We start from the raw sequence: 23,943 nt of genomic DNA on the forward strand, positions 1-23,943 counted from the left end.
GCGACGCGACACGCCGGTGCGACGTCGTGTGGGTGCCGCTCGCGAGAACGCCGGCGCGAGAACGCCGGCCGCGAATGGCCGCGAAACCTAGCCCAGCTGGGCCATCCAGCCGTGGGTGTCGGCGAAGGTGCCGCGCTGGATGCCGGTCAGCGTGTCGCGCAACGCCATTGTCACCTCCCCGGGCTGGCCGTCGCCGACGGTGAACTCGCCGTCGGCGGACTTGACGGTGGACACCGGGGTGATCACCGCGGCGGTGCCGCAGGCGAACACCTCGGTGATCTCCCCCGCGGCGGTCTTCTTCTGCCACTCGTCGACGTCGATCTTGCGTTCCTCGATGGCGAATCCGGCGTCGGTGGCCAACTGCAGCAACGAATCCCGGGTGATGCCGGGCAGCAGCGACCCGGACAGCTCCGGGGTGACCAGCCGCGCCGACCCGCCGCTGCCGAACACGAAGAACAGGTTCATGCCGCCCATCTCCTCGATGTAGCGGCGCTCGGTGGCGTCCAGCCACACCACCTGGTCGCAGCCGTGGTCGGCGGCCTGCGCCTGGGCCACCAGCGACGCGGCGTAGTTGCCGCCGAACTTGGCCGCCCCGGTGCCGCCCGGGCAGGCCCGCACGTATTCGGTCGACAGCCACACGCTGACCGGTTTGACCCCGCCCTTGAAGTACGCGCCGGCCGGCGACGCGATCACCAGGTAGCGGTACTCGCGGGCCGGGCGCACCCCCAGCCCCGGCTCGGTGGCGACGACGAACGGCCGCAGATACAGCGACTCCTCCCCGCCGGCCGGGGGCACCCAGGCGCCGTCGACGGCGATCAGCTGCCGCAGCGACTCGATGAACAGTTCCTCGGGCAACTCCGGGATCGCCAGCCGACGCGCCGACGCCCGCAGCCTCGCGGCGTTGGCTTCTGGCCGAAACGACACCACCGACCCGTCGGTCCAGCGGTAGGCCTTGAGGCCTTCGAAGATCTCCTGCGCGTAGTGCAGCACGATCGCCGACGGGTCCAGTTCGATCGGCCCGTAGGCCAGCACCTGCGCGTCGTGCCAGCCCCGCTCGGCGGTGTAGTTGATCGACACCATGTGGTCGGTGTGATATTTGCCGAACCCCGGATCGGCCAGGATCGCGTCGCGGGCCGCTACGGTCGCCGGCCGCGGGTTGCGTGCAACGGTGAACTCGAGGAGGTCGCCTTCCGGGCCAACGGTCGCCATGGCAGCGATTGTATCGCCGGCCGCTACCGGGTTTTTGCTGTGACGAACGGCGGGCGCACCACCTCGCAGTCCAGCGCCCGGCCCCGCACGTCGACGGTGAGGCGCTGGCCGTCCTCGACGCCGGCGTCGGCGTCGATCAGCGCCAGCGCGATCCCGGCTTTCAGCGTCGGCGAGAACGTGCCCGAGGTGGTGACGCCCACCGTCGCCGACCCGTCGAGCACGGCCAGCTGCGGCCGCAGCACCCCGCGGCCCACCGCGCGCAGCCCGCGCAGCAGCCGCCGCGGGCCGGCGGCCTTCTCGGCCAGCAGCGCGTCGCGGCCGAAGAACGCGTCCTTTTTCCAGCCGACCGCCCAGCCGCAGCGGGCCTGCAGCGGTGAGATGTCCAACGAAAGTTCGTGGCCGTGCAGCGGATAGCCCATCTCGGTGCGCAGCGTGTCGCGGGCCCCCAGCCCGGCCAGCTCGCCGCCGGCCCCCCTCACCGCGGCGACCAGCGCGTCGAACACCACCGCCGCCGACTCCCAGTGCGGCAGCAGCTCGTAGCCGTGCTCCCCGGTGTAGCCGCTGCGGCACACCCGCACCGGCACCCCGGACAACGACGCGTCGGCGAAGCCCATGTAGTCCATGGCGGTCGGCAGCCCCAGCCCGTCGAGGATCTCGGTGGAGCGCGGGCCCTGCACGGCCAGCACCGCGCGGGAGCGGTGTTCGTCGGTGACGGTGATGCCGGCCGGGGCGGCCGCGGCCAGCGCGGCGACCACCGCGGCGGTGTTGGCGGCGTTGGGCACCAAAAAGATCTCGTCGTCGGCGACGTAGTAGGCGATCAGGTCGTCGATGACACCGCCGGATTCGGTGCAGCACAACGTGTATTGCGCTTTGCCCGGCCCGATCCGGTTCAGGTCGTTGGTCAGCGTGGCGTTGACGAACGCCGCCGCGCCGGGCCCGCGCACGGTGGCCTTACCCAGATGGCTGACGTCGAACAGCCCGACGGCGCCGCGGGTGGCGGTGTGTTCGGCGACGGTGCCGGCGTAGGACACCGGCATCAGCCAGCCGCCGAACTCGGCGAAGCTGGCGCCCAGGTCGCGGTGGCGGTCTTCCAGCGGTCCGTGTTGCAGTTCGCTCACGACGATCCACCCTAACCGGCACACTTGTGCAGGTGGTCGATCTGAAGGAGCTGGAGGCGGCGGGAGTCACCAACGCCCGTGACCGCGCGGGCCTGATCGAATACCTGCACGGCCTCGGGTTCACCGCCGCCGAGATGGTGGACGCCGAACGCCGCGGCCGGCTGTTCGGGCTGGCCGGGGACGTGGTGGGGCGCTCGGGCCCGCCCCGCTACACGTTGCGGACCGCCGCCGACACGCTGGGTGTGCCGGTCGGCGAGGTCGAGCGGGCCTGGACGATGCTCGGCCTGCGTGTCGCCAGCCCCGACACGCCGGCGCTGAGCCAGGCCGACGTCGACGGGCTGGCCACCTGGGCCGAGATGCGGTCGTACCTCGGGGAGCCCGTCGACGGCTTCCTGCGGGTGCTGGGGGCGACGATGGCGCGGCTGGCCGAGGCCGAGTCGTCGATGATCCGGCTCACCCAACCCGACATGTGGCTCGGCCAGACCGGCGACGAGGTGGCCACCGCCCGGGCCTGGCGGCTGATTGCGCAGTTCATCCCGCGGCTGGGCGCGATGATCGACGCCGTGCACCGCCACCACCAGGTCAGCGCACGCACGTTCCTGGAGGGGCTGGCGGGCGGGCCGTCGGCGAGCGTGGTGTGCGGGGTCGGGTTCGTCGACCTGACCGGCTTCACCGCCCTGACCCAGCAGCTCACCTCCGCCGAGCTGGCGGCCCTGCTCACCGACTTCGGCGCCACCGTCAGCGACGTGGTGCACGCCGACGGCGGGCGGGTGGTGAAGTTCATCGGCGACGCGGTGATGTGGGTCAGCACCACCCCGGAGCGGCTGGCGCGGGCCGCGGTCGACCTGGTCGAGCACCCGAAGGCCCGCCGGGTCGGGCTGCAGGTCCGCGGCGGGCTCGGCTACGGCCAGGTGCTGGCCCTCAACGGCGACTACTTCGGCAACCCGGTGAACCTGGCCGCCCGGCTGGTCGGCGCCGCGGAGCCCGGCCAGATCCTGGCCACCGCCGACATCCGCGACGAGTTGCCCGACTGGCCGGCCACGCCGCTGGATCCGTTGTCGCTCAAAGGCTTCCAGGACCCGGTGGCACCGTATGACCTGCGTGGCGGCCGCCCGTTAAGGTAGGTGTTCGTGAGCACCGCACCCGGTTACCAGCCCCCCACCGTCACCGTCGCCGCCGCGCTGCCCGGCCGCGGCACCGCCAAGGCGGTGCTGATCGTGCCGGTGGTCTCCACCGGCGATGAATCCGGCGCGCTGGTCGCGCTGACCGAGCCGACGCTGCCCGCCGACGCGATCGCCGAGATCGAAGCCGGGCTGGCCGCGGTCAACGCCAAGGGCACCGCCGAGCAGGTGCACCGCCTGGTCGCCGCCTCGCTGCCGGTGGCCAGTGTGCTGACGGTCGGCCTGGGCAAACGCCACGACGACTGGCCCGCCGACGTGGTCCGGCGGGCCGCCGGGGCGGCCGCGCGCGCCCTGAACGGCACCGAAGCGGTGCTCAGCACCCTGGCCGGGTTGCGCGGCGACGGCCTGGTGGCCGCCACCGTGGAGGGGCTGATCCTGGGCAACTACCGGTTCACCGCGTTCCGCTCGGCCAAGACCGCCCCCAAGGACCCCACGCTGACCAAGATCACCGTGCTGTCGGCGGCCAAGTCCGCCAAAGCCGAGGCCGCGCACGCCGAGGCCGTCGCGACCGCGGTGGCCACCGCCCGCGACTTCGTCAACACCCCGCCCAGTCACCTGTTTCCCGGCGAGTTCGCCAAGCGGGCAACCGCATTGGCCGAGGCCGCCGGGTTGGACGTGGAGGTGCTCGACGAGAAGGCGCTGGCCAAGGGCGGCTACGGCGGGCTGATCGGCGTCGGCCAGGGCTCGTCGCGGCCGCCGCGGCTGGTGCGGCTGATCCACCGCGGCGCCAAGCTGGCCAAGAACCCGGCCCAGGCCAAAAAGGTGGCGCTGGTCGGCAAGGGCGTCACCTTCGACACCGGCGGCATCTCGATCAAGCCGGCGGCCTCGATGCACCACATGACCTCCGATATGGGCGGGGCGGCCGCGGTGATCGCCACCGTGCTGCTGGCCGGGCGGCTGGGGCTGCCGCTCGACGTCACCGCCACCGTGCCGATGGCCGAAAACATGCCGTCGGGCACCGCGCAGCGCCCCGGCGATGTGCTGACCCAGTACGGCGGCACCACCGTGGAGGTGCTCAACACCGACGCCGAGGGCCGGCTGATCCTGGCCGACGCGATCGTGCGGGCCTGCGAGGACAACCCGGACTACCTGATCGAAACCTCGACGCTGACCGGGGCGCAGACCGTGGCGCTGGGTGCGCGCACCCCCGGGGTGATGGGCTCAGCGGAGTTCCGCGACCGGGTCGCGGCGATTTCGCAGGCGGTCGGCGAGAACGGCTGGCCGATGCCGCTGCCCGACGAACTCAAGGACGACCTGAAATCGCAGGTCGCCGACCTGGCCAATGTCAGCGGTCAGCGGTTCGCCGGCATGCTGGTGGCCGGGGTGTATTTGCGCGAGTTCGTCGCCGATCAGGTGGCCTGGGCGCACATCGACGTCGCCGGCCCGGCCTACAACAGCTCCGGCCCGTGGGGCTACACCCCCAAGGGCGGCACCGGGGTGCCGACCCGCACCATGTTCGCGGTGTTGGAGGACATCGCCGCGCACGGCTAACCGCCGAAGCTAGAGCAGTTGCCCGCGGGCGGTGCTGCGCAGCGCCTGCGGCGCCAGCCGCGACGTGCCGTAGAGCAGGTAGGCCTCCGGTGCCACCGGTCGGATCGGCGTGTTCTTCTGGACCGCGGACACGATCGCCTGGGCCACCTTGTCTGGGCCGTAGCGGCGCCGGGCGAACATCTTCTCCAGCTGGGCGCGCCGGGCCTCGACCCGGTCGGCTTTGTCCGCCGGCACGTCAAAGCGGGTGGTGTGCACGATATTGGTGTCGATCACGCCCGGACAGATCGTCGTCAACCCGACACCGGCCGAATCCAGCTCGGCCCGTAGACAATCGGAGAACATGTACACCGCGGCCTTGGCGGTGCAGTAGGCGTTCATCGCCTGCGACGGCGTGTAGGCGGCCGCCGAGGCGACGTTGACGATGTGCCCTCCGGTGCCCCGCTCGACCAGCCGCCGCGCGAACGCCCGGCAGCCGTTGACCACCCCGCCGAAGTTGATGTCGAGCACCCGGTCGAACTGCTCGGTGGGGGTGTCCAGGAACCGCCCGGCCTGCCCGATGCCGGCGTTGTTGACCACAATGTCGGGCACCCCGTGCTCGGCGCACACCTGCGCGGCGAACGCCTCCACGGCGTCGGCGTCGGCAACGTCGAGCACGTAGGGGTGTGCGACGGCGCCGCGGGCGGTGATCTGCGCGGCGGTGTCCTTGACGGCGGCCTCGTTGACGTCGCTGACCACGATTTCGGCGCCCTCGGCGGCGAACGCCAGCGCCGTCGCCCGGCCGATGCCGCTGCCCGCCCCGGTCACCGACACCAGGGTGTCGGCGAAGTGCTGCCGCGGCCGCCCCACCCGGGCGCGCCGCAGCGCCCGGCTGGCCGGCTGGCCCTCGGTCCAGTCGGCGATCTCGCCCACCGCGGCGGCCAGCACCTGCGGATGCGACATCGGCGACCAGTGCCCGGCCTTGATGTCGCGCCGCCACAACCGGCCCACCCAGCGGCCGGTGGCGTCGTAGCCGTGCGGCCGCACATAGGGGTCGGCGGTGCCCACGATCAGTTGCACCGGCACGGTGACGTAGTGGTCCCGCCGGGCGTGGGCCAGGGAACGAAAGTAGTTGGCGGGATAGACTTTTAGGCTTCTCGCGGCGTCGGCGGCCAAGTTCTCGGCGTGGTGGATGCGCGCCGGCGGGACGCCGTCGCGCAGCAGTGCACGGCGCATCAGCCCGGCCGCCAGCGCGGCCCGGATCAGCAGCGGGGCAACCACCGGCACCGAGAACGCGATCTGGTAGCTCAGGCGCACCCCCTGGCTGAGCGCCCGGCCGAACCGTCGGGGCCGGTAGGGCCGGCGCAAACCCATGCCGACGTAGTGGGCCAGGTGGTCGGCGCTGGGTCCGGACACCGAGGTGAACGACGCCACCCGTTCGTCGGCGCCGGGCCGGGAAAGGTATTCCCAGACCCCGGTCGAGCCCCAGTCGTGGGCCAGCACGTGCACCGGCGCGGCGGGGCTCAGCGCGCCGATGACGGCGGCGAAGTCGTCGGCGAACCGCGCCATCCGGTAGGACGAAATCGGTTTGGGCGCACCGGATTCGCCGACGCCGCGGTTGTCGTAGCGAAGGATCCGGAACCGGTCGGCCAACAGCGGAACCACCCCGTCCCACAGCACATGCGAATCGGGCCAGCCGTGCACCAGCACCACGACGGGTCCGTCCGGGTTGCCCTGTTCGTAGACCGCGATGCGGGTGCCGTCGGCGCTGTCGACGACGTGTCGGACCGCCTGCCCTGATGCTGCCATCGAGCCTCCAGCGACGAAGAAAGTTACTGTGACCGCCAGTAGGTCATACCGTTGGTGTCGAGTGGGTTTGACCTTGCCCGGCCCGTCCGTGGGTGTCAAGCAACCGGCGCCCGGTCGTGGACCTGCGTGTGGGGCCGCACCGCTGCAGTGACAGGATGGTCCCGACAATCCCACCTGGGTGCCTGACCCGGTACACGACGCTGTGGTAAGCCGGAAGACGACCCGTGGCGGCCGACCGATCGATCGAGGAGTCAACAACGATGGCCTTCTCAGTCCAGATGCCGGCCCTCGGTGAAAGCGTCACCGAGGGAACCGTCACCCGCTGGCTCAAACAAGAAGGCGACACGGTCGAGGTCGACGAACCGCTGCTGGAGGTGTCCACCGACAAGGTCGACACCGAGATCCCGTCGCCGGCCGCCGGTGTGCTGACCAAGATCGTCGCCCAGGAAGACGACACCGTCGAGGTCGGCGGTGAGTTGGCGGTGATCGGCGACGCCGCCGAGGGCGGCGGTCCGGCCGAGCAGCCCGCGCCGCAAGCCGAGCCCGAACCCCAGCCGGAAGCCCAGCCCGAGCCGCAACCGCAGGCCGAGCCGGCCCCGCAGGCCGAGGCCCAGCCGGCCGGGGGTGACGCCACCCCGGTGCTGATGCCCGAGCTGGGTGAGTCGGTGACCGAGGGCACCGTGACCCGGTGGCTCAAGAAGGTCGGCGACGCGGTGCAGGTCGACGATCCGCTGGTGGAGGTGTCCACCGACAAGGTCGACACCGAGATCCCCTCCCCGGTGGCCGGCACGCTGCTGTCCATCACCGCCGAGGAGGACACCACCGTCGAGGTCGGCGGCGAGCTGGCCAAGATCGGCAGCGGCGCGCCGGCGGCCCAGCCCGAGCCCACACCCGCGCCGCAGCCCCAAGCCGACACGCGGCCGGAACCCGAACCCGCGCCGAAACCGCAGCCCAAGGCCGAGCCGGCCGCCCAGCCGGAGCCCCAGCCCAAGCCGGAGCCCAAAGCCGAGCCGGCACCCGCCCCGGAACCGCAGCCCGCTGCCGCGTCGTCGTCGGAGACGCCCTACGTCACGCCGCTGGTGCGAAAGTTGGCCGCCGACAACGGCATCGACCTCGCGCAGGTCAAGGGCACCGGTGTCGGCGGGCGCATCCGCAAACAGGATGTGCTGGCCGCGGCCCAGCAGAAGGAAGAGGCCAAGAAGGCGCCGTCGGCCGCTGCGGCCCCGGCGGCCGCCGCCCCGGCGCCGGCGCTGGCGCACCTGCGCGGCACCACCGCCAAGGCCAGCCGGATCCGGCAGATCACCGCCAAGAAGACCCGCGAATCCCTGCAGGCCACAGCGCAACTCACCCAAACCCACGAGGTCGACATGACCCGGATCGTGGCGTTGCGGGCGCGGGCGAAAAACGATTTCGCCGAACGCGAAGGCGTCAACCTGACCTACCTGCCGTTCATCGCCCGCGCGGTGATCGACGCGCTCAAGGCCCACCCGAACGTCAACGCCAGCTACAACGAGGACAGCAAGGAGATCACCTACTACGACGCCGAGCACCTGGGCATCGCGGTGGACACCGAGCAGGGCCTGTTGTCGCCGGTGATCCACAACGCCGGCGACCTGTCGCTGGCCGGGTTGGCGCGGGCGATCGCCGACATCGCCAACCGGGCCCGCAGCGGTGACCTCAAACCCGATGAGCTGTCCGGCGGCACCTTCACCATCACCAACATCGGCAGCCAGGGCGCGCTGTTCGACACCCCGATCCTGGTGCCGCCGCAGGCCGCCATGCTGGGCACCGGCGCCATCGTCAAGCGGCCGCGGGTGGTGGTCGACGAGGCCGGCAACGAATCGATCGGGGTGCGCTCGGTCTGCTACCTGCCGCTGACCTACGACCACCGGCTGATCGACGGCGCCGACGCCGGACGGTTTTTGACCACGGTCAAGCACCGGCTCGAAGAGGGCGCGTTCGAGGCGGACCTGGGGCTGTAAGGAAGGTTTGAGCCGATGGCCAGGGTCGCAATCGCGGGTTCCTCGGGGCTGATCGGCTCTGCCCTGGTGTCGGCGCTGCGCGCCGCCGACCACGACGTGCTGCGCATCGTGCGGCGCACCCCGGCCAACGCCGGTGAGCTGCACTGGGATCCCGAAAGCGGCGAATTCGACGCCACCGCGTTGCGCGGCGTCGACGCGGTGGTCAACCTGTGCGGGGTCAACCTCGGTCAGCGGCGCTGGTCGGGGGCGTTCAAGCAGAACCTGCGCGATTCCCGCATCACCCCCACCGAGGTGCTGGCCGAGGCGGTGGCCGGCGCCGGGGTGCCGGTGCTGGTCAACGCCAGCGCGGTGGGCTACTACGGGCACACCCGGGACCGCACCGTCGACGAAACCGCCGCGGCCGGAACGGGTTTCTTGGCCCAGCTGTGCTGTGACTGGGAGGCGGCCACCGCCCCGGCCGCGGGCGCCGGGGTGCGGGTGGTGCTGGCCCGCACCGGCCTGGTGCTGGCCCCGTCGGGCGGGGCGCTGGGCCGGCTGCGGCCGCTGTTTTGGCTCGGGTTGGGCGCGCGGCTGGGCAACGGGCGCCAATACATGTCCTGGATCAGCCTGGAGGACGAGGTGCGGGCGCTGCAGTTCGCGATCGGCCACCACAGCCTGTCCGGGCCGGTGAACCTGACCGGGCCGGCGCCGGTCACCAACGCCGAGTTCACCGCCGCGCTGGGCCGCGCCGTCAACCGCCCCACCCCGCTGTTGTTCCCCGGCTTCGCGGTGCGGGCCGCGCTGGGCGAATTCGCCGACGAGGGACTGCTGACCGGGCAGCGGGCCATCCCCGCGGTGCTCGAACACGCCGGTTTCCGGTTCCACCACAACACCATTGGCGAAGCGTTGGGCTATGCCACCGCGCGCCCGGTCACGGTGTAGGTACCGTCGAGATATGGCCGCCTCCATCCGGTCCGCCACCGCCCCGGTCGACGTCCGCCAGCTGGGCAGCCTCGACTACCGCGCCGCCTGGCAGCTGCAGCGCGAGCTGGCCGACGCCCGGGTGGCCGGCGGCCCCGACACGCTGCTGCTGTTGGAGCACCCGCCGACCTACACCGCCGGGCGGCGCACCGAAGACCACGAACGGCCCACCGACGGCACCCCCGTCGTCGACACCGATCGGGGCGGCAAGATCACCTGGCACGGCCCGGGCCAGCTGGTGGGGTACCCGATCATCGGCTTGACCGAGCCGCTGGACGTGGTCAACTACGTGCGGCGCCTGGAGGAGGCGCTGATCGCGGTGTGCGCCGGGCTGGGGCTGGCGGCGGGCCGGGTCGACGGCCGGTCCGGGGTGTGGCTGCCGGCCGGCGGCGGCCGGCCGGCGCGCAAGGTGGCCGCCATCGGGGTGCGGGTGTCGCGCGCCACCACGCTGCACGGGTTCGCCCTCAACTGCGACTGCGACCTGAGCGGGTTTGGGGCGATCGTGCCGTGCGGCATCACCGACGCCGGGGTGACGTCACTGTCGGCCGAACTGGGCCGCCGGGTCGGGGTCGAGCAGGTGCGCGGCCCGGTGGCCGCGGCGGTGCTCGACGCGCTGGACGGGGTACTGGCCGTGGGTGCGCACCCCGCTTCCCCGGTAGCATCGCCACTGTGACTGTCGCTCCCGAAGGTCGTAAGCTGCTACGCCTCGAGGTGCGCAACGCCGAGACCCCGATCGAACGCAAGCCGCCGTGGATCAAGACCCGGGCGCGGATGGGCCCGGAGTACACCGAGCTGAAGAACCTGGTCCGCCGCGAAGGCCTGCACACGGTGTGCGAGGAAGCCGGCTGCCCCAACATCTACGAATGCTGGGAGGACCGGGAAGCCACCTTTTTGATCGGCGGCGACCAGTGCACCCGGCGCTGCGACTTCTGCCAGATCGACACCGGTAAACCGGCCGAGCTGGACCGCGATGAGCCGCGCCGGGTCGCCGAAAGCGTGCAGGCGATGGGGCTGCGGTATTCCACCGTCACCGGGGTGGCCCGCGACGACCTGCCCGACGGCGGGGCTTGGCTGTACGCCGAGACCGTCCGCGCCATCAAGGCGCTCAACCCGTCGACCGGGGTGGAGCTGTTGATCCCCGACTTCAACGGGCAGCCCGAGCTGCTGACGCAGGTCTTCGAATCCCGGCCAGAAGTGTTGGCGCACAACGTCGAAACCGTGCCGCGCATCTTCAAGCGGATCCGGCCCGGCTTCCGGTACCAGCGCAGCCTGGACGTGCTGACCGCGGCCCGCGACGCCGGCCTGGTCACCAAGAGCAACCTGATCCTGGGCCTGGGCGAAACCCCCGACGAGATCCGTGCTGCGCTGCGCGAGCTGTACGACGCCGGCTGCGAGCTGGTCACCATCACCCAGTACCTGCGCCCCTCGGTGCGCCACCACCCGGTCGAGCGCTGGGTCAAACCCGACGAGTTCGTCGAGCACGCCGGCTACGCCGAACGGCTGGGCTTCGCCGGGGTGATGTCGGGCCCGCTGGTGCGCTCGTCGTACCGGGCCGGGCGGCTCTACGCCCAGGCCGTCGAGCACCGGCAGGCACGGACCCCGCGCTGACCGCGGTTCCGTATCCTTGGGAGCTATGGCAAAACCCCGCAGCACGGCCGAGAACAAGGCCGCCCGAGCCGAGGCGAAGGCCGCCCGCAAGGCGGCCGCCAAGGAGCGCCGCACCCAGTTGTGGCAGGCGTTCACCGTGCAGCGCAAGGAGGACAAGCGGCTGCTGCCGTACATGATCGGCGCGTTCGTGCTGATCGTCGCCGGGTCGGTGGCGCTGGGGGTGCCCGCCGGCGGGCCGACGATGCTCCTGATGATCCCGCTGGGGGTGGTGCTGGGCCTGCTGGTGGCGTTCATCATCTTCGGGCGCCGCGCCCAACGCTCGGTCTACCGCAAAGCCGAAGGCCAGGCCGGTGCGGCGGCCTGGGCGCTGGACAACCTGCGCGGCAAGTGGCGGGTCACCCCCGGGGTGGCCGGCACCGGGCACTTCGACGCGGTGCACCGGGTGATCGGCCGGCCGGGTGTGATCTTCGTCGCGGAAGGGTCACCGGCGCGGGTCAAGCCACTGCTGGCGCAGGAGAAAAAGCGCACCGCCCGGCTGGTCGGTGAGGTCCCGATCTACGACGTGATCGTCGGCAACGGCGACGGCGAGGTGCCGCTGGCCAAGCTGGAGCGCCACCTCAGCAAGCTGCCGGCCAACATCACCGTCAAGCAGCTGGACGCGCTGGAGTCGCGGCTGGCCGCGCTGGGGTCGCGGACCGGGATGGCGGGGATGCCCAAGGGGCCGCTGCCAGCGGGGGCCAAGATGCGCGGCGTGCAGCGCACCGCGCGTCGACGCTAGCTTTCAGCGTTTCTGGGCGCTGCTAACGCCGCACCACCGCGGTGTGGGTGAACTGGTCCTGGACCCCGCGGCCGTCGGCGTTGACCAACAGCGCCGGGATGACCAGCGCAATCAGCACTCCGCGGACCGCGGCGCGGCCGATGCCGACACCGCGCCGATCCACCGACGCCACCTGCAGCCCACACAGCAGCTGGCCCGGGGTGAAGCCGAACAGCCGCACCGCCACCGCGCCGAGGACCAGCCACACCACCAGCACCGCGAGCGGCAGCCCGGCCGGCGTGACCACGCCGAACGCCAGCCCCAGCCCGGCCAGGCCGTAGGCCAGCAGCCAGTCGGCGAGCAACGCCAGCAGCCGGCGGCCCAGCGGTGCCAGCGACCCCGGGCCGCGTTCGGGCAAACCCAACCGCTGGCCGGGGTAGCCGGTGGGCGGCCCCGGCTCGGCCGATCCGGGACCGGACAACCAGGATGAAATGGTGCGGGCCACGCCCCCTACCCTAGGCTGACGCAGACTACCCGACCTCGGCGGCGCCGTGGGCGGTTGCGTAACGTCTGCGCAACAGGCGGTTACGTTCGGGCAACATCGGCTCCATAACGTCTTCGTGGGGCTACAACGTAGAGGAGAACACTGCTGTGACCGACAAGACGGCCGACGACATCCTCAAGCTCGTCGCCGACGAGGACATCGAATACATCGACGTCCGCTTCTGTGACCTACCCGGCGTGATGCAGCACTTCTCCATCCCGGCGTCGGCGTTTGACAAGAGCGTCTTCGACGACGGCTTGGCTTTCGACGGCTCGTCGATCCGCGGCTTCCAGTCGATCCATGAATCCGACATGATGCTGCTGCCCGACCCCAACACCGCGCTGATCGACCCGTTCCGGGCGGCCAAGACGCTGAACCTGAGCTTCTTCGTGCACGACCCGTTCACCCGCGAGCCGTACTCGCGTGACCCGCGCAACGTCGCCCGCAAGGCGGAGAACTACCTAAACAGCACCGGCATCGCCGACACCGCGTTCTTCGGCGCCGAAGCCGAGTTCTACATCTTCGACTCGGTGTCGTTCGACTCCAGCATCAACGGCTCGTTCTACGAGGTGGACTCGGTGTCGGGGTGGTGGAACACCGGTGCGGCCACCGAGGCCGACGGCAGCCCCAACCGCGGCTACAAGGTGCGCCCCAAGGGCGGATACTTCCCGGTGGCGCCCACCGACCAGTACGTCGACCTGCGCGACACGATGACCACCAACCTGATCAACGCCGGATTCACGCTGGAGCGCGGCCACCATGAGGTCGGCAGCGGCGGCCAGGCCGAGATCAACTACAAGTTCAACACGCTGCTGCACGCCGCCGACGATTTGATGCTGTTCAAATACATCATCAAGAACACCGCCTGGCAGAACGGCAAGACCGTCACCTTCATGCCCAAGCCGCTGTTCGGCGACAACGGGTCCGGGATGCACGCGCACCAGTCGCTGTGGAAGGACGGCGAACCGCTGTTCTACGACGAGGCCGGCTACGCCGGGCTGAGCGACACCGCGCGGCACTACATCGGCGGCATCCTGCACCACGCCCCGTCGCTGCTGGCATTCACCAACCCCACCGTCAACTCCTACAAGCGGCTGGTGCCCGGCTACGAGGCGCCGATCAACCTGGTGTACAGCCAGCGCAACCGGTCGGCGTGTGTGCGCATCCCGATCACCGGCACCAACCCGAAGGCCAAGCGGCTGGAGTTCCGCTGCCCGGACTCCTCGGGTAACCCCTACTTCGCGTTCGCGGCGATGCTGATGGCCGGGATCGACGGCATCAAGAACAAGATCGAGCCGCAGGCGCCGGTGGACAAGGACCTCTACGAGCTGCCGCCCGACGAGGCCGCCAACATCCCGCAGGCGCCCACCCAGCTGGCGCAGGTGATCGACCGCCTCGAGGAGGACCACGAATACCTCACCGAGGGCGGGGTTTTCACGCCCGACCTGATCGAGACGTGGATCACCTACAAGCGGGAGAACGAGATCAACCCGATCAACGTGCGCCCGCACCCGTACGAGTTCGCCCTCTACTACGACGTGTAAAGGGGCAAATACGCGTGACCTGCGCGGATATCATTGCCGACTGCCGTCTGTCCGCAGTGCGTCCGCAGCAGGTTCCATCCGCGCCGCGATCACTGCACCGATCGCGGTACGGGTGGACTCGTCAGCATCCGGCCACAAGTGGCCGTACGTGTCGAGCGTGGTACGCGCCGTGGCATGGCGCATCCGGGCCTGCACCGTCTTTACGTCGGCGCCCGACGCGATCAGCAGCGACGCGAAATAGTGACGTAGGTCGTGGAAGCTGAACTTCTCGGGCAGCCCGCCGATCCTCGACTTGGCATCCCGAATCGCGCGCTCAATAATCCACGGCCCGCAGCGATCGGTACCGGGGCCGTTCGTGACCATCATCGGACCGCCATATTTCTGCACTGACGCCGATAGCAACAGGGCGAGGTCTTGCGGGATTGGTACTGCCGCGTCGCTACCCTCCGTCTTGAGTGGCCGGTCAGGCCACTGCTGAACCGGGTGCACCACTCCCCTGATGAAATCCACGTCGGCCACCCGCAGCCCGGATACCTCGGCGACCCGCAACCCGGCGAACGCCCCCAGCAGCACTGCCGCCCGGAGGTGGTCGGGCACCGTGTCGTGGAGCGCCCACACCTGGTCGGTGGTGGCGACGTACACCTTCGATTTTCCAGTCGCGGGCGATGTACGCCGCGAGCACGGGTTGCGGCCGAGCACACCGTCGTGCACCGCATCGCCCATGATCTGCCCTAGCCGACTATGTAGGGCATAGACGTAGCTTGGCTGGAAGTCTTTTTTCAGCTTTGCGACCCACGCTTTGACATGGGACGGCCGCACCTCCGACAGCTGCATCCCGCCGAACTCCGCGGTGATGTGCTTGATGTGCGTACGCGCCTCACGCACCGTGGAGTCACGATTGACTCCGTATCCCTCAATCCACCTGTCGCACCACTGCTGAACCGTTTGCTGCGCGTCCCGCGGCGCAACGTGAGTACCCGAGACGATTGCGGCCGTCTGGCCGTCGAGCCACTTCTGTGCGTCGACCTTGCGCACGAATCCCTTGGCGTGCTCCTGCCCACGTTCATCGACGTACCTTGCGCGCCAGCGTCTTCCCTTGCCGTGCGCGGCGCTGGGCACAGAGTGAGGCTTGCCGTTGTCGTCGCGGATGACCTTATGCCAGCGATCCTCGACGCCTGACCTACGATTGCGCTTCATCCGCCAGGTCCTCCTTGACCCATTTGAGAAACAGCTTGTCTAGAGACCGCTGAGCGGCCTCGCTGCCGGGAGGATTAAGAGCTTCGCCGAGCGCCTTGGCCGCCTCGGCGAGCGCGTCGCACGCACGCTCACATCGGGTCGCGGTCGACTTCATTAAGCCATTCGGGCCGAAAGCGGCGAGTTCAGTGACCCTGTCTCGCAGCGTGGACTCGATTATGGGGATCTGCCAGGACGCCTGGCGTGCCGCGTCCGCAAGAGCCCGGAAGGTATACAACCGGTCGTTCTTGGGTGCCGTCGAGCGCCCGAGCAACGTGTCGATCGAGACCCCGAGGAGGTCTGCGATAGCTGCAACCTCATCGATCCTCGCGGACCTATCGCCGGCTTCGAGCTTTGCGATGGTGGTCGGGTGCACGTCTATTCCCTTGGTGGACAACAGCTGTGCCATGCGAGCCTGCGACCACTCGCGGCTTAAGCGTTCCGTCCTGAGCCGTTTCCTGAAATAGCTTTCGGCGCTCGGCCGTCTTCCCATATTCGCAACTGTACCCGACTTGGGTTGACCAACACAACCGACGCGCTCACACTGATGTTATTCCCAATCCGGGGAACCTCGCTAAAACAGGAAGGATACGCAGTGTGAACAGCGAATACCTCGACTCCCAAGACCTCGAAAGCCTCACCGGCACAAAAGCGTCGACTTGGCGTTACTGGGCGATGATTGGCGAAGGACCCGTCAGCTTCAAACTCGGACGCCGCCGCGTGTGGAAGCGATCCACCGTCCTGGCGTGGCTGGAGAGTCGGGAGAAAGCAACGGCATGAGTCCACCCGGCCAGACGGCCCAACCCGGATTCGGTGGTTCCACTGCACCGAGCGACAAATGCGAAGTGCCGGCCCCCTCGGAACCGGCACCCGCCACGACCAACCCAGTCGATAGCCAAGAGCATAGCCGATATGGCGCGCTGAATGGTGCTCGCCGTCGCCGCTACCATTCGGTGCGCTCGGCGCCGATCAGCGCGTGTGGCTGCGTGCGCGACCCGGCCTACGATCGGCACCGCTGCGGCGATAGCGAAATGCTGTCGGTCGACTCCTATGAGGCAGCGGCGGCGCACCTGTTGGACCACGACCTGACGCCGTTCGCCGACCTGGCTGCGCTGCGCGCTATGTGGCGTCGTGGCGGTCGTTCCCAACGGCTGGCGCACAGCATTGCCGAGCGGTGCGGGGTGGTCGCGTGACCCCCGAACCGTCATTGCTGTCTGGTGTGATCACCGCCGCCGAGCTGCATCACGAAAATTTTCCTGAGCTGGTCCAGTTCGTCCACAGTGTCGTTACCGAGGGCTTCGGGATCGTCGCCGGGCCTCCCAAACTTGGGAAGTCTTGGTGGACGCTGAATCTCGCTTTGGGTGTAGCGGCTGGCGGCCGTGTGTTCGGTAAGATCCCCGTGGACCAGCGCGATGTGCTGCTGCTAGCCCTGGAAGACTCACCGCGGCGGCTGCAGGGCCGAATCCGGGCGTCGTGGGGCGACGGCACGCCGCCGCACCGGCTGCATATCCTGACCACATTGGGGCCGGGCCTGTTGATTCCGACGGCCACCGAGTGGCTGATGCACCATTCCGGCGGCCTCGTGATCCTCGATACCTTGGGGCGCGCTAGGCAGCAGCGCCGTCCCGGCGACGACGCTTACCTAGCCGACTACCAAGCGGGTGTTGCGCTCAAGAATGTCGTCGACGCCTTCCCCGGCAGCGCGTTGCTCGGCGTGCACCACACGCGCAAGGCGTCGTCGGAGGACTTTGTGGACGACCTATCGGGGACGCTGGGACTCGCCGGGTCCGCAGACTATGTCTTGGTGTTACGGCGCCCCCGTAACAGCAGCGAGGCCACCCTGCAGGTCACCGGCCGCGACGCTCCTGAGGGCGAGTACGCATTCACAATCGCTGAGGGCGTCTGGACGCTGGTCGGAAACCAACTGTCCGAGGCTGCCGCCGAAGCTGAGCGTCGTCGAGACAGCAAGCGGTACGGCGATCGGGCAATGGACGTGATAGCGCTGGTCAACGAGCGTGCGCCGGCCAATCACACGACCGCGGCCGACGTGGCAAAGATCCTCGGGATCGACAATGACCAGGCGCGTGTGTATCTGAATCGGCTCGCAAAGTCTGACCGCATCGTCAAGGCGGCCACGGGCACGTATACCAGCGTTACGACCGTTACGAGTGTTACGGGCCGGCCCCTACCGGAACCAAGCGAACGTAACGGACGTAACGGTCGTAACGCAGGGCGGGGGCGATGATGACTAGCGCGCTGCTCGACCCGGAGGGCACCGTGAAGCTGCTCGCCAAGATCCTCGCTGATACACCAAAGCTGGACGGTGCTGCGTGCGTTGACAACGCCGACGTGTTCGACGCCGACGACGGCGACTGGGAGCTGGCTGTGGCGATATGCCGCAGCTGCCCAGCGCTGACCGACTGCGGCGATTGGGCGGATGGTCTGCGTGCCAGCGATCGACCCGCCGGCGTTGTCGCCGGACAGGTGAACCGTCCGCGCACGGAGGTGGCGCAATGACCGAGCGATGGCTGCCAGTCCCCGGCTTCGTCGGTCGCTACGAGGTCAGCGACCAAGGCCGCGTCCGCACCGTCGCGCACACGGTTAGGTGCCGTGATGGGCGCCCCTATCCCGTTCAATCGCGGTTGCGCCGCATCGTTATAGACCCGCGCGACGGGCGCAGGTACGTTGCGCTCGCCACCGGACGGCGCGGACGATACCGCACGGTTTTCGTCCACCGACTGCTCGATGAAGTGTTCGGTGACACAGATGGGCGCAAAGGCTGATGACCATGGCATATCCAAACGTCGGTCCTGCACCGCTGCACCAACCCAACCGGTGGTGTCCTGCAACCAACCCAACCGGTGCATCCAACTCAACCGGTGGTGTGACCTGCGACCCGATGTCACTGCCTGAGCTGTCGGTCGTCGCGTGCCTGAGCTATCGGTCCTGCCTGCGAACTGCGAGCCCTGCGAACCAGCCTGCGCTGTCGGCGCCTGCGGCGAAGCTGCAAGCCTGCGCGCTTGGGGAGTTCCTGCGTTGCGTCTGCCTGCCGGAACCATCCTGCCGAGCAAACGTCGGGATGGTCACCAATCCCGTTGGCAACCAACGACATTCACCACCCCAAATACGTTGGTGCACAACGACATCCAAGCTCAGGGATGGTATCGAAAGGAGTTCCTGACATGACCATCCAGCAAACTACGCCTGCACCGATGGATCCTCCTGGCCAGCGCAAACGGGGGGCGGGTAAAAAGTTGGCAAACACGCAAGAAGGCACCTCGGTGTCGCGACTCCATATGGCTTGGAGGGTTGACGGTATCAGGACGAAAAACGCCTGCGCTGCACGTCAATTACGTTGCCCACCAACATGTTTCGGCGTCGTCGACGCTATGACTTTACCTGCTACACGTGTAGCAGGAGGGAAGGAGGTAACTATGGCCGACCACGGCACCCGGTCACGCTATGTCGAGGGCTGCCGCTGCGATCCATGTAAGACGGCGAATCGCCGTCACCAGCGTGATCTGCGGGCGAAGCGCCGCGGTCTGGACGACTTCGGCACGTCGGAACCGGGTCCGGTTGAGCAGGCCGCGCGCGACGAGATGGCGACCCTCAGCGCGGCGGCGAACCGGCCGGGTGACGTTGCCTGCGTCGTAGCAATGGCCCGCATTCTTGACGACCCGGAGCAGTATCCGACTCACCCGCGCGCGTCCGGGGTCATGGATCGGATTCTCAAAAAGTTACGCGCCGCGTCAGGGGAACGTGCACGCCGAGGCCGTCTCGTCTCGGTGCACCAATTTAGGGAGAAAAGGAAATGACGAATGAATGGTCTGCCGAGCTGGCGCGGTTGCGTGCCGAGCGCGGCGCTGAGTTTGTGGCGGAGTCGGCGCGTCGCGGTGTCGGGGAGCGGATGCTTGCCGACGCGATGCGTGCGATCGATGAGGCCGAGTTTCGCCGCTTGATGGGTTCGACGGTGAATGTCGGTGTGGAGGCCGAGCGGGCCTCTGGGCTGTTTTTCGCAGGGAAGGGGACGAATGATGATGAGTGAGGACCGCGAGCACCTACAGGGGCTTGTCGATCGCCGCGCAACGCTGTTCCAGGATCGGGAGCGCTTGCGGGAGCGCGTCGCGAACCTGAACGCGAAAATCGCTGACATCGAGGCGTTACGCGCCGAGGTCACTCACCTCGACTCTCAGATCGAGTTCATCGACGCGCAGATCGAGGTGGCTGACGACACGGCAAGCTGCTAGTACGGGTAACCCCTATGGGGTATTATGGGGCCTAGCGATGTTCCTGCCGGCCGCCTCGACACGTAGGCCGGCCCCCAGCGCGGGAATGTCCAGGCCCCTGACTTAGAGCGCCGACCAATCCCCTTTTATTCGTCGTGCGCTCAAACGCGCACTAGTCAGGAGACAAAAACAATGCCTAGCAATGAATTTCTCGCGATGCTCGAAGGCAAGCTTGCCGACGCGCGCGCCGAGCGCCGCGCCATCGTCAACGAGGCCAAACGGGACGGCCGAGACAATCTCGACAACATCGAGACAATGGCTTTCCGCGAGGTGAGCGCCACTGTCGAATCGCTACGGAAGCGCATCGACGACACAAAAGCCGAAATCGTGCGCAGCGGCCACGGACCCGGCGGAATATTGGAAACCACCGCACTAGGCCACCAGGGCACCGACGCCGACACGATGGGCCGGCGCCTGGCGACCGACATCGGGCACGCCCTGCAGAAGATGAGCGGTGAGCAACGCGCCGTCATCAGCGGCTCGGTGGACGTGCCGGTGCTGGTCGATCTGCCGGTGCCGCTGATGGACTTGCCCTTCCCGGCGCGCCTCATCGACGCTTTCGGCAACCGGATCAGCATCGACAGCTACGTATACGAGTTCTATCAACAGACCGCGCGCACGAATAACGCTGCACCCGTCGCGGACCTCGGCCAGAAACCGACCTCGACGCTCACCGTGGAAGCGGTGTCGGGACGCGCTCAGATCATCGCCACCCTGAGCGAACCGGCGCCAATCCGTATCTGGTGGGACTTCCCATCGCTGGTGGACTGGCTACACGTTCAGCTGATTGGCTCGATCTACGACGCGATGGAGCAACAGGCCGTCTCCGGCAACGGCACCGGCCTGAACGCCACCGGCATTCTGAACCAGGCCGGAACCACACAGGTTCCGTTCACGACCGACCTGCCGACCACGCTGCGCTCGGCGATCACCGCAATGCAGACCCTCGGCGAGCGGCCGACCGGTTGGGCGCTCAATCCTCACGACGCTGCTGCGATCGACCTGTTGCGGTGGGGTACGGGCGGCGGCTTCCTATCGGAGGGTTACGCGAATAACCCCGTCGAGCGGTACGGCACGAGTGCCAACATCTTCGGCGACAACTCGATCCAGCGCATCGTCACCCCGCATGTGCCGCAAGGCACCGCCATCCTGGCCGACTTCAAAGAGTTGGCCTTGTTCCTGCGGCACAGCATGCGTATCGATGTGGCGACGACCGGCGGTAGTCCCGACCTGTTCCAGACGAACGCGTTCCAGCTCAGGGCCGAGATCCCGTGCGGGATCGGCATCTTGCGTCCGCAGGCGTTCGCGGTCGTGTCCCTGGGCGGCGGGAGCTAGCGATGCCGTTCGCCGTCCCGGTCGACCCGTACCACGACGAACGCCAGGACGACCTGGAGACGTTCGTAACGGTGGACGAGTGCGCCAGGACGATGAACATCACCCCGGAACGGGTGCGCCAGCTCGCCAAGCTGCGCGTGCTGCGTACCCGCTACGGCTGGGGTGACGTGTTGGTCCAGCCGGCGAAGGTGGCTGGCTGGACCTAAAAAGCGTGGCGGCGGTCGAGAGTGCCAACCCCCTGGAAAGCTCCCCGAGGGGTTCTCCCGCCGCCCGTGGTGGCCGGCCTGGCGGTCTTTTTGGATCCCTTTTCTGAGCCGGGCCGGCCACCCAAACCACTAGCCGCTATCGGGCGGGTTTAGGCCGTGATTAGGCGGTAGTACAGCTTGTAGTTAACGGCGCTGTAGAACGGGTCAATCCTGACGCGCAGATCCCGGACCGTCGACTCGTACGTTGGGCCGTAGGCCGACTTTTCTTCGGGGATGGGTTCGGCGCTCTCGATCAGCTGGTTTAACAGGTTGTTGAAGGCGGTTTGTGTGGTTTGTGCGCCGGAAGGTTGTGCCATCGCCAGCAGCGCGCCCCACACGTCCTTAGATGCGGCGACGATCGGCGTTCCTTTGATGGCGGCCCCGAACGCCGCTATGTTCTCCAAGTCGGGAACTTCCTTGCCTGCGCAAGCCGCGTCCTGCGCCTCCCGTGTCTGGTGGGCAGCATCATCATTCACCGGCTCAGGCATTTCGGCTCCCCTTTTCCGTTACACGAACGATGGGCTTTCTCATTGAGCCACACATCGCCGGTGGTGGGCACGGTTCAGGCGAAAAGCGGCCCCAGCACGTCTAAGCGCCCGGTTTGTTTCCAAGACAAACCGCCGGACGTGGGCGCATGCTGGACACCAGGCCGCGCCCTGGCTCCCAGTGGTGTTTCCCATTCTCCTTGCACCACCGGGGGCCGGGGACGGTTAGTTTGGCACTTTGCGAAAGGGGAGGCACAAACATGGCGGGCAAGTTCGAAATCTATACCGACAAGGCTGGTAAGTACCGGTTCCGACTCAAGGCCGGCAACGGCGAAATCATCGCTAGCGGTGAAGCCTACGAGAGCAAGGCCAGCGCGAAGAACGGCATTGAGTCGGTGCAAAAGAACGCCCCCGGCGCCAGCGTCGTCGACCTGACCGGGTAGCCAGAGTTCTGGGGTGTACGAGAAACGGCCCCCAGCGTGAGCTAGGGGCCGTCTTTGGGTCCTGTGGAGGCTAGCCGCCGCATTCCCCGGAGATGATTGGCCAAGTGACCCGGAGTGCCCCTTGCGGCCCCCTCAAGCGCGGGTCGGCGTGGCGCATCTGCGTGAGGATCTGGCCCGGCGGCATGCCCAGATTCAGCGCCGCACAGGCCGCGTCGGTCGTCGGGTCAGCATGGGCAGGTGCAGCGGCCACCAGCGTGGAAGCCGTCAACCCCAGCAGCGCGGCAAGCAGTAGGCGCTTCATCGCGTCACCCCCGTGTTGTCGCCGCCCTCGGCGTTGAGGGCCTCATCGAATTGGTCAGCCGCAGCGATGAGCGCTCGCGCCAACTGACGCGCCTCCGCGGTCGTCAGGTCGTCCCGGCCGCCTGTCAGGGTGACGTGCACGGTCGGGTGTTCGACCTGGCTGCCGTCGTCAATACTGCCGTCGGCGAACTGCGCCGCCGCAGCCCAGACGCCGTAGCTGCCGATGACGCGGGTCGGGCCGGTCACGATGCGGTAAGGCGGCTCGTAAGGCTGCCAGTCGTCGGCGTGCACGGCGCCGGGAGGCAACGGGACGTTGGGGATGGTTGGTGTGGTCATGGCTGAATTCCTTTCGCGATCTACTTGGTTGTTTTGGACATGGGACGGGATCGGCCAGAAACGCTCGGTGGCGAGCGCGCGTCCGCAGTGCGTCCGCAGCAGGTCTGGCGACAGCTCGCGTCGACCAACAAAGCCAACGCTGTGACCTGCAGTTTCGCAACGGCGCCAACGCAGCTAAGCTGTACAAACGTCGAGTAGGTAGTACGCCCTGTACTACGACGTGTAAGTCGGGGTTTCTTCTCGTCGAGATTGCCGTCAGGGCTGTGCTTTTGGTTTGAGCACAGCCCTGACGGCATTTTCGGCGGCGGCGACTCCGCTGGCAGCTCCACCACGCGACGGTTGTACTGGTCGGCGCGCCGACGTTGCCGGCACCATCCACCGCCAAAACTACTGGCTTGGTTGTGACCGCTGAACGGCAGCGCCGTCCGCTTCGTCGAGCTGACCACCAGGTTTAGCGGATCAGATCGCCTCCATTTCGGTGGAGCCCGCCGGTCCGTCTGCTTCGTCAGACAAGGAGACGACGCGTGAACCCAGAATTGCCGACGAAACCCGACATCCGCTGCCGTGGACGGCACGGTGGAGGCCCAGGGGTGCCTTCTGCGAGTTCATCCGATTGGGGGCGTTATGCCTGCTCAGGCCTGGATCACCCTGGTCGTCGGAGCGGTCGGGTTCGCCGGTGTCATCGCAGGGATCATGCAGCGGACGTACGCTGACCGGCGGGCTGAGTGGTGGCGTCGCGCCACCTGGGCAGTCGATCACACCCTCTCTGAGGACGTGGATGCTCAAATAGTTGGGTTCGACGTCCTGGTCAAACTCCAATCGTCCCGGCTGGCTACCCGATCCGACCGTGATTTGTTCGTTGAGTGGGCCACACCCGTGGCCCTGGCCATTAGCGAAGACATGGGTGATGACGCGGTGGATACTAGGGACAAGGAGGACAAATGACCACCACCGAGCGCGAGAGCACACCGGCGCGCCGCCGTCGGCCCATCGAGGTTCGGCGCGCCGCCGCGAGGCTGGTGGTCGCCGCGAACACGGCAAACGGTAAGAAGACCGACCCTCGCATTGTCGCCATCGCCGAAGGTAAACAGTCGTAGCAAC

The 23,943-nt window shown here is 68.3% G+C and carries 29 protein-coding genes; 20 read left to right on the plus strand and 9 right to left on the minus strand.

Translation table 11 applies throughout. The features are described 5' to 3' along the window. Nucleotides 1-87 precede the first annotated feature (87 nt). On the minus strand, nt 88-1,209 hold the full coding sequence (locus ACAG26_RS06625) for a branched-chain amino acid aminotransferase (RefSeq protein ID WP_370480563.1): 1,122 nt from the start codon (nt 1,207-1,209) through the stop codon (nt 88-90). Between the two features lie 23 nt (nt 1,210-1,232). Further along, nucleotides 1,233-2,327 (minus strand): glycine cleavage system aminomethyltransferase GcvT, encoded by a 1,095-nt coding sequence (gcvT, locus tag ACAG26_RS06630; protein ID WP_370480564.1) that lies wholly within the window; start codon nt 2,325-2,327, stop codon nt 1,233-1,235. Nucleotides 2,328-2,359: 32 nt separating this feature from the next. Here gcvT and ACAG26_RS06635 point away from each other — a divergent pair, with 32 nt between their 5' ends. Both ACAG26_RS06635 and ACAG26_RS06640 read left to right on the plus strand, forming a co-directional pair. Next, nucleotides 2,360-3,451 (plus strand): adenylate/guanylate cyclase domain-containing protein, encoded by a 1,092-nt coding sequence (locus ACAG26_RS06635; RefSeq protein ID WP_370480565.1) that lies wholly within the window; start codon nt 2,360-2,362, stop codon nt 3,449-3,451. Between the two features lie 6 nt (nt 3,452-3,457). Next, a complete protein-coding gene (locus ACAG26_RS06640; RefSeq protein WP_370480566.1) occupies nt 3,458-4,999 on the plus strand; it encodes a leucyl aminopeptidase in 1,542 nt (513 codons plus the stop codon). 9 nt (nt 5,000-5,008) lie between these two features. Here the strand turns inward: ACAG26_RS06640 and ACAG26_RS06645 are convergent, their stop codons facing one another. Beyond that, nucleotides 5,009-6,784 (minus strand): SDR family oxidoreductase, encoded by a 1,776-nt coding sequence (locus ACAG26_RS06645; protein WP_370480567.1) that lies wholly within the window; start codon nt 6,782-6,784, stop codon nt 5,009-5,011. A gap of 260 nt (nt 6,785-7,044) precedes the next feature. On the opposite strand from ACAG26_RS06645, the gene sucB reads away from it, so the two are divergent. Genes sucB through ACAG26_RS06670 form a run of 5 tightly spaced genes read left to right on the plus strand, consistent with a single transcriptional unit; the run spans nt 7,045 to nt 12,112 of the window. Beyond that, nucleotides 7,045-8,766 (plus strand): 2-oxoglutarate dehydrogenase, E2 component, dihydrolipoamide succinyltransferase, encoded by a 1,722-nt coding sequence (gene sucB, locus ACAG26_RS06650; RefSeq protein ID WP_370480568.1) that lies wholly within the window; start codon nt 7,045-7,047, stop codon nt 8,764-8,766. 15 nt (nt 8,767-8,781) lie between these two features. Continuing rightward, nucleotides 8,782-9,687, plus strand: a complete 906-nt coding sequence (locus ACAG26_RS06655; RefSeq protein ID WP_370480569.1) for a TIGR01777 family oxidoreductase — start codon at nt 8,782-8,784, stop codon at nt 9,685-9,687. Nucleotides 9,688-9,700: 13 nt separating this feature from the next. After that, nucleotides 9,701-10,399, plus strand: coding sequence for a lipoyl(octanoyl) transferase LipB (lipB, locus tag ACAG26_RS06660; protein ID WP_370480570.1), 699 nt, complete (start codon nt 9,701-9,703; stop codon nt 10,397-10,399). Continuing rightward, nucleotides 10,396-11,334, plus strand: coding sequence for a lipoyl synthase (lipA, locus tag ACAG26_RS06665; RefSeq protein WP_370480571.1), 939 nt, complete (start codon nt 10,396-10,398; stop codon nt 11,332-11,334). Before lipB ends, lipA begins: the two co-directional genes overlap by 4 nt. Before the next feature lie 25 nt (nt 11,335-11,359). Further along, nucleotides 11,360-12,112 (plus strand): DUF4191 domain-containing protein, encoded by a 753-nt coding sequence (locus ACAG26_RS06670; protein ID WP_370480572.1) that lies wholly within the window; start codon nt 11,360-11,362, stop codon nt 12,110-12,112. Between the two features lie 22 nt (nt 12,113-12,134). Here the strand turns inward: ACAG26_RS06670 and ACAG26_RS06675 are convergent, their stop codons facing one another. Next, nucleotides 12,135-12,596, minus strand: coding sequence for an RDD family protein (locus ACAG26_RS06675; RefSeq protein ID WP_370480573.1), 462 nt, complete (start codon nt 12,594-12,596; stop codon nt 12,135-12,137). A 146-nt stretch (nt 12,597-12,742) separates the two neighbouring features. Here ACAG26_RS06675 and glnA point away from each other — a divergent pair, with 146 nt between their 5' ends. Then, nucleotides 12,743-14,179 (plus strand): type I glutamate--ammonia ligase, encoded by a 1,437-nt coding sequence (glnA, locus tag ACAG26_RS06680; RefSeq protein WP_370480574.1) that lies wholly within the window; start codon nt 12,743-12,745, stop codon nt 14,177-14,179. Nucleotides 14,180-14,209: 30 nt separating this feature from the next. Here the strand turns inward: glnA and ACAG26_RS06685 are convergent, their stop codons facing one another. Together ACAG26_RS06685 and ACAG26_RS06690 are read right to left on the minus strand one after the other, a co-directional pair. Next, complete coding sequence (locus ACAG26_RS06685) at nt 14,210-15,376, minus strand: tyrosine-type recombinase/integrase (protein ID WP_370480575.1); 1,167 nt, start codon at nt 15,374-15,376, stop codon at nt 14,210-14,212. Further along, on the minus strand, nt 15,360-15,905 hold the full coding sequence (locus tag ACAG26_RS06690; RefSeq protein WP_370480576.1) for a helix-turn-helix domain-containing protein: 546 nt from the start codon (nt 15,903-15,905) through the stop codon (nt 15,360-15,362). Before ACAG26_RS06690 ends, ACAG26_RS06685 begins: the two co-directional genes overlap by 17 nt. A gap of 104 nt (nt 15,906-16,009) precedes the next feature. Here ACAG26_RS06690 and ACAG26_RS06695 point away from each other — a divergent pair, with 104 nt between their 5' ends. From ACAG26_RS06695 to ACAG26_RS06740, 10 genes are all read left to right on the plus strand, one after another. Next, nucleotides 16,010-16,192: a helix-turn-helix transcriptional regulator gene (locus tag ACAG26_RS06695; RefSeq protein ID WP_370480577.1), complete on the plus strand. Its 183-nt coding sequence runs from the start codon at nt 16,010-16,012 to the stop codon at nt 16,190-16,192. A 251-nt stretch (nt 16,193-16,443) separates the two neighbouring features. Then, nucleotides 16,444-16,605, plus strand: coding sequence for a hypothetical protein (locus tag ACAG26_RS06700; RefSeq protein WP_370480578.1), 162 nt, complete (start codon nt 16,444-16,446; stop codon nt 16,603-16,605). Next, nucleotides 16,602-17,657, plus strand: a complete 1,056-nt coding sequence (locus ACAG26_RS06705; protein ID WP_370480579.1) for an AAA family ATPase — start codon at nt 16,602-16,604, stop codon at nt 17,655-17,657. The genes ACAG26_RS06700 and ACAG26_RS06705 overlap by 4 nt, the downstream gene beginning before the upstream one ends. A 32-nt stretch (nt 17,658-17,689) precedes the next feature. After that, complete coding sequence (locus ACAG26_RS06710; protein ID WP_370480580.1) at nt 17,690-17,929, plus strand: WhiB family transcriptional regulator; 240 nt, start codon at nt 17,690-17,692, stop codon at nt 17,927-17,929. Beyond that, complete coding sequence (locus ACAG26_RS06715) at nt 17,926-18,195, plus strand: NUMOD4 domain-containing protein (protein ID WP_370480581.1); 270 nt, start codon at nt 17,926-17,928, stop codon at nt 18,193-18,195. The genes ACAG26_RS06710 and ACAG26_RS06715 overlap by 4 nt, the downstream gene beginning before the upstream one ends. A gap of 651 nt (nt 18,196-18,846) precedes the next feature. Continuing rightward, a complete protein-coding gene (locus ACAG26_RS06720) occupies nt 18,847-19,227 on the plus strand; it encodes a hypothetical protein (RefSeq protein WP_370480582.1) in 381 nt (126 codons plus the stop codon). Beyond that, nucleotides 19,224-19,457, plus strand: coding sequence for a hypothetical protein (locus tag ACAG26_RS06725; protein ID WP_370480583.1), 234 nt, complete (start codon nt 19,224-19,226; stop codon nt 19,455-19,457). The genes ACAG26_RS06720 and ACAG26_RS06725 overlap by 4 nt, the downstream gene beginning before the upstream one ends. Then, nucleotides 19,447-19,659 carry a hypothetical protein gene (locus ACAG26_RS06730; RefSeq protein ID WP_370480584.1) on the plus strand — a complete coding sequence of 71 codons (213 nt, stop codon included), beginning with the start codon at nt 19,447-19,449 and terminating at the stop codon, nt 19,657-19,659. The genes ACAG26_RS06725 and ACAG26_RS06730 overlap by 11 nt, the downstream gene beginning before the upstream one ends. Nucleotides 19,660-19,830: 171 nt before the next feature. After that, entirely contained in the window at nt 19,831-21,033 is a 1,203-nt protein-coding gene (locus ACAG26_RS06735; RefSeq protein ID WP_370480585.1) for a phage major capsid protein, read from the plus strand. 2 nt (nt 21,034-21,035) lie between these two features. Continuing rightward, entirely contained in the window at nt 21,036-21,239 is a 204-nt protein-coding gene (locus tag ACAG26_RS06740) for a hypothetical protein (protein WP_370480586.1), read from the plus strand. Nucleotides 21,240-21,388: 149 nt separating this feature from the next. Here the strand turns inward: ACAG26_RS06740 and ACAG26_RS06745 are convergent, their stop codons facing one another. Continuing rightward, nucleotides 21,389-21,766 carry a hypothetical protein gene (locus ACAG26_RS06745; protein WP_370480587.1) on the minus strand — a complete coding sequence of 126 codons (378 nt, stop codon included), beginning with the start codon at nt 21,764-21,766 and terminating at the stop codon, nt 21,389-21,391. Between the two features lie 257 nt (nt 21,767-22,023). Between ACAG26_RS06745 and ACAG26_RS06750 the strand changes: the two genes are divergently transcribed. Further along, complete coding sequence (locus ACAG26_RS06750) at nt 22,024-22,206, plus strand: YegP family protein (protein ID WP_370480588.1); 183 nt, start codon at nt 22,024-22,026, stop codon at nt 22,204-22,206. Nucleotides 22,207-22,276: 70 nt separating this feature from the next. On the opposite strand, the gene ACAG26_RS06755 is transcribed toward ACAG26_RS06750, so the two are convergent. After that, nucleotides 22,277-22,507 (minus strand): hypothetical protein, encoded by a 231-nt coding sequence (locus tag ACAG26_RS06755; protein ID WP_370480589.1) that lies wholly within the window; start codon nt 22,505-22,507, stop codon nt 22,277-22,279. Next, a complete protein-coding gene (locus ACAG26_RS06760) occupies nt 22,504-22,842 on the minus strand; it encodes a hypothetical protein (RefSeq protein WP_370480590.1) in 339 nt (112 codons plus the stop codon). The genes ACAG26_RS06755 and ACAG26_RS06760 overlap by 4 nt, the downstream gene beginning before the upstream one ends. Nucleotides 22,843-23,783: 941 nt before the next feature. On the opposite strand from ACAG26_RS06760, the gene ACAG26_RS06765 reads away from it, so the two are divergent. Continuing rightward, a complete protein-coding gene (locus tag ACAG26_RS06765; protein ID WP_370480591.1) occupies nt 23,784-23,939 on the plus strand; it encodes a hypothetical protein in 156 nt (51 codons plus the stop codon). Nucleotides 23,940-23,943 lie beyond the last annotated feature (4 nt).

It is taken from the genome of Mycobacterium sp. pUA109 (genome assembly GCF_041287095.1).
In the GTDB taxonomy this organism is placed as follows: Bacteria; Actinomycetota; Actinomycetes; order Mycobacteriales; family Mycobacteriaceae; genus Mycobacterium.

Coding starts and splice junctions, on each gene's coding strand:
- ACAG26_RS06625 (WP_370480563.1), bottom strand. CDS start 1,209: ATGGCGACCGTTGGCCCGGAAGGCGACCTCCTCGAGTTCACCGTTGCA.
- ACAG26_RS06645 (WP_370480567.1), bottom strand. CDS start 6,784: ATGGCAGCATCAGGGCAGGCGGTCCGACACGTCGTCGACAGCGCCGAC.
- sucB (WP_370480568.1), top strand. CDS start 7,045: ATGGCCTTCTCAGTCCAGATGCCGGCCCTCGGTGAAAGCGTCACCGAG.
- ACAG26_RS06655 (WP_370480569.1), top strand. CDS start 8,782: ATGGCCAGGGTCGCAATCGCGGGTTCCTCGGGGCTGATCGGCTCTGCC.
- lipB (WP_370480570.1), top strand. CDS start 9,701: ATGGCCGCCTCCATCCGGTCCGCCACCGCCCCGGTCGACGTCCGCCAG.
- ACAG26_RS06670 (WP_370480572.1), top strand. CDS start 11,360: ATGGCAAAACCCCGCAGCACGGCCGAGAACAAGGCCGCCCGAGCCGAG.
- ACAG26_RS06685 (WP_370480575.1), bottom strand. CDS start 15,376: ATGAAGCGCAATCGTAGGTCAGGCGTCGAGGATCGCTGGCATAAGGTC.
- ACAG26_RS06690 (WP_370480576.1), bottom strand. CDS start 15,905: ATGGGAAGACGGCCGAGCGCCGAAAGCTATTTCAGGAAACGGCTCAGG.
- ACAG26_RS06700 (WP_370480578.1), top strand. CDS start 16,444: ATGCTGTCGGTCGACTCCTATGAGGCAGCGGCGGCGCACCTGTTGGAC.
- ACAG26_RS06715 (WP_370480581.1), top strand. CDS start 17,926: ATGACCGAGCGATGGCTGCCAGTCCCCGGCTTCGTCGGTCGCTACGAG.
- ACAG26_RS06720 (WP_370480582.1), top strand. CDS start 18,847: ATGGCCGACCACGGCACCCGGTCACGCTATGTCGAGGGCTGCCGCTGC.
- ACAG26_RS06725 (WP_370480583.1), top strand. CDS start 19,224: ATGACGAATGAATGGTCTGCCGAGCTGGCGCGGTTGCGTGCCGAGCGC.
- ACAG26_RS06730 (WP_370480584.1), top strand. CDS start 19,447: ATGATGAGTGAGGACCGCGAGCACCTACAGGGGCTTGTCGATCGCCGC.
- ACAG26_RS06735 (WP_370480585.1), top strand. CDS start 19,831: ATGCCTAGCAATGAATTTCTCGCGATGCTCGAAGGCAAGCTTGCCGAC.
- ACAG26_RS06740 (WP_370480586.1), top strand. CDS start 21,036: ATGCCGTTCGCCGTCCCGGTCGACCCGTACCACGACGAACGCCAGGAC.
- ACAG26_RS06745 (WP_370480587.1), bottom strand. CDS start 21,766: ATGCCTGAGCCGGTGAATGATGATGCTGCCCACCAGACACGGGAGGCG.
- ACAG26_RS06750 (WP_370480588.1), top strand. CDS start 22,024: ATGGCGGGCAAGTTCGAAATCTATACCGACAAGGCTGGTAAGTACCGG.
- ACAG26_RS06755 (WP_370480589.1), bottom strand. CDS start 22,507: ATGAAGCGCCTACTGCTTGCCGCGCTGCTGGGGTTGACGGCTTCCACG.
- ACAG26_RS06760 (WP_370480590.1), bottom strand. CDS start 22,842: ATGACCACACCAACCATCCCCAACGTCCCGTTGCCTCCCGGCGCCGTG.
- ACAG26_RS06765 (WP_370480591.1), top strand. CDS start 23,784: ATGACCACCACCGAGCGCGAGAGCACACCGGCGCGCCGCCGTCGGCCC.